The organism is Streptomyces sp. 8P21H-1 (assembly GCF_013302945.1).
Genome location: NZ_JABTYA010000225.1, coordinates 1 through 2,689 on the forward strand (window position 1 = coordinate 1; position 2,689 = coordinate 2,689).

General features: G+C 72.4%; 3 protein-coding genes. 1 reads left to right on the forward strand and 2 read right to left on the reverse strand.

Features of this window, described 5'->3' with window-relative positions:
• A partial coding sequence (locus tag HO151_RS04140; protein WP_173894752.1) for a hypothetical protein occupies nt 1-444 on the forward strand: 444 nt, incomplete at its 5' end.
• Nucleotides 445-1,016: 572 nt separating this feature from the next.
• On the opposite strand, the gene tsaE is transcribed toward HO151_RS04140, so the two are convergent.
• Both tsaE and HO151_RS04150 read right to left on the reverse strand, forming a co-directional pair.
• Entirely contained in the window at nt 1,017-1,586 is a 570-nt protein-coding gene (gene tsaE / locus HO151_RS04145) for a tRNA (adenosine(37)-N6)-threonylcarbamoyltransferase complex ATPase subunit type 1 TsaE (RefSeq protein ID WP_173894753.1), read from the reverse strand.
• A partial coding sequence (locus tag HO151_RS04150) for an alpha/beta fold hydrolase (RefSeq protein ID WP_173894754.1) occupies nt 1,552-2,689 on the reverse strand: 1,138 nt, incomplete at its 5' end. The genes tsaE and HO151_RS04150, both read right to left, overlap by 35 nt.

The window sequence follows — 2,689 nt, forward strand, 5'->3', positions numbered from 1 at the left end:
CCCCAGGCCGTCGGGGCCTCGGCGGCCGCCGTACCGGAGGCCGCGCCGGCCGGGCAGTACTCGACGGCGCTGCCCGCCGGGTCGGGCACGGGCCGGCGGGTCGTCTACTCGCTGGACGACAACCGGGTGTGGCTGGTCGACCCGGAGGGCCGGGTCCTGCGGACGTTCCTGGTCAGCCCGGGCACGGTGGACCCGCTGCCCGCCCGGTACACCGTCACCTCGCGTTCCAACGCGATCGTCGGCTCGGACGGCGTGGCCGTCGAGCACGTCGTCCGCTTCGCGAACGTGGACGGCATCTCGATCGGCTTCAGCGCCCCGACGGACGGCCGGGTCACGCTCCCCGACCCCACGAAGAAGCTCGGCGGCATCAGGGGATCGAAAGAGGACGCCACGGCAATGTGGCACTTCGCCACGATCGGCACAACGATCGAGGTAACGGGCTGACCCCGCCCCTCAAAGGGGCGCGGGGAACTGCGCAGTCTTTTGCCTTTGGGGGCGCGGGGAACTGCGCAATCCTTTTGCTTCTCAGGGGCGCGGGGAACTGCGCATGCTTTCAGGGGCGCGGGGAACTGCGCGACCTGGGGGCACCTCCCGGCCGAAGGCTGGGGGACCACAGCGCACCCGCAGATCCCAGCCGCCCCCCCGCGGAGCGACCCGCTAAGCCGCCCGCTTCCGCTCCTTCTCCCCGCACCCGGTCACCGGGGACTCCACAACAACCGGCGGAGCCACAGGCGGTTCCGACACGGCCCGCGCCAACACCCCCGCCGCGAGCAACTGGGCCATGGACACCCCGTGCGACTGCCGCGACGGCGACGACGACTGCGGCCGCGGAGGAACACGTTCCGACGTAGACATGGCGGCGGCCTCCTGTGGACTCCGGGACATACGTGGTTAGGTAGACCTAACCAACCCCTCCGCCCATGTGACCACGCCAAAGCCACCCAGCGCAACATCTTCCCGACGCCATGTCGGAACGTTGGGACGAACGTACGAAACCGCCCGCGTCCCGGCGGCACTCAGCCGGCGAGCCGGCCCAGCTCGACCGCCTCCCACCGCTCCCCCACCCCACGGAGCTCCACCCGCCGCAGCTCGTCCGTCGTGTCCCCGACAGCCCGGTGGATGAGCACGTGCAACCGGTCGTCGGTCAGCTCCTCGACCTTCCCCTCGCCCCATTCCACGACGATCACCGAGTCGGACAGCGACACGTCGAGGTCGAGGTCCTCCATCTCGTCGAGCCCGCCGCCCAGCCGGTACGCGTCCACGTGGACCAGCGGCGGCCCCTCCCCGAGGGACGGGTGCACCCGGGCGATCACGAAGGTCGGGGAGGTGACCGCGCCCCGGACCCCGAGCCCCTCACCGAGCCCGCGCGTGAGCGTGGTCTTGCCCGCGCCCAGCTCACCGGTGAGCATCACGAGGTCGCCGGCGCGCAGCAGTCCGGCGAGCCGGCGCCCGAGCTCTTTCATCCGCTCGGGCGAGTCGACGGTCAACTCGACCGTGACACCGTCCGGAACGGACGCCGGGGTCTCCGAGGGCTTCGAGGGTCCCGAAGGGTCAACCGCGTCGCGCGGTGCTGCTGGTGCTTCCATAACCACCCACGGTAGCCCCTGCCGGGACGGCACCGACGCGGGTGAGCAGCTCCGCGAGCCGGTCCGTGACGGCCTCGGGATGCTCCAGGATCACGAGGTGCCCCGCGTCCGGCACGAGCACCAGCTCGGCGTCCGGCAGCAGGTCGGCGATGAACTCGCTGTGCTCGCTCGGCGTCACCAGGTCCTTGACCCCGGCCAGTACGAGCACGGGCAGCCCGGCGAAGCGGGCGAGCGCCTCCGTCTTGTCGTGGTCGGTGAAGGCCGGGTAGAACTCCGCGACCACGTCGATCGGCGTGGCCTCGATCAGCCGCTCCGCGAACCGCGCCACCGCGGGGTCGATGTCCCGGGACGCGAACGAGTACCGCTTGATGATCCCCGCGAACAGGTCGGCGGTGGCCCGCCGTCCCCGCTCCACCAGTTCGGCCCGCTGCCCCAGGACCTTCAGTACGTCGGGCAGTATCCGCCGCACCATGTTGACGCCCGCGACCGGCAGCCCGAAGTTGACCTCGCCGAGCCGGCCGGACGACGTGCCGATCAGGGCCACGCCGGCCACGCGCTCGCGGATCAGGTCGGGGTACTGGTCGGCCAGGGCCATCATCGTCATGCCGCCCATCGAGTGGCCGACGAGCACGAGCGGGCCCTCGGGCGCGGCCGCGTCGATGACGGCCTTCAGGTCCCGGCCCAGCTGGTCGATGGTGACCGGCATGCCGTCCTCGGTCTGGGCCACGCCCCGCCCGGAACGGCCGTGGCTGCGCTGGTCCCAGTGGACGGTGCGCACGACACCGCGCAGCGCGGCCCGCTGGAAGTGCCAGGAGTCCTGGCTGAGGCAGTAGCCGTGGCTGAAGACGACGGTGACCGGGGCGGGCGTCCTGCGGCCGAAGAGCCGGCGGCGGCGCGGGGCCAGGGTCTCGTCGGCCGCCACCCCGCCGGTCTCACCGGTCTCGCCGACCTCGTCGACCTCGTAGTACAGCTCGGTGCCGTCGTCCGCGGTGGCCATGCCCGGCATGCCGCGCAGCGCGCCGTAGGGACCGGCCGAGTCGAGGGCCAGCCGCGCCTTGCGGCGTATGCCGCGGCCGACCGTGAGCCGCTCGATCGCGACGCCG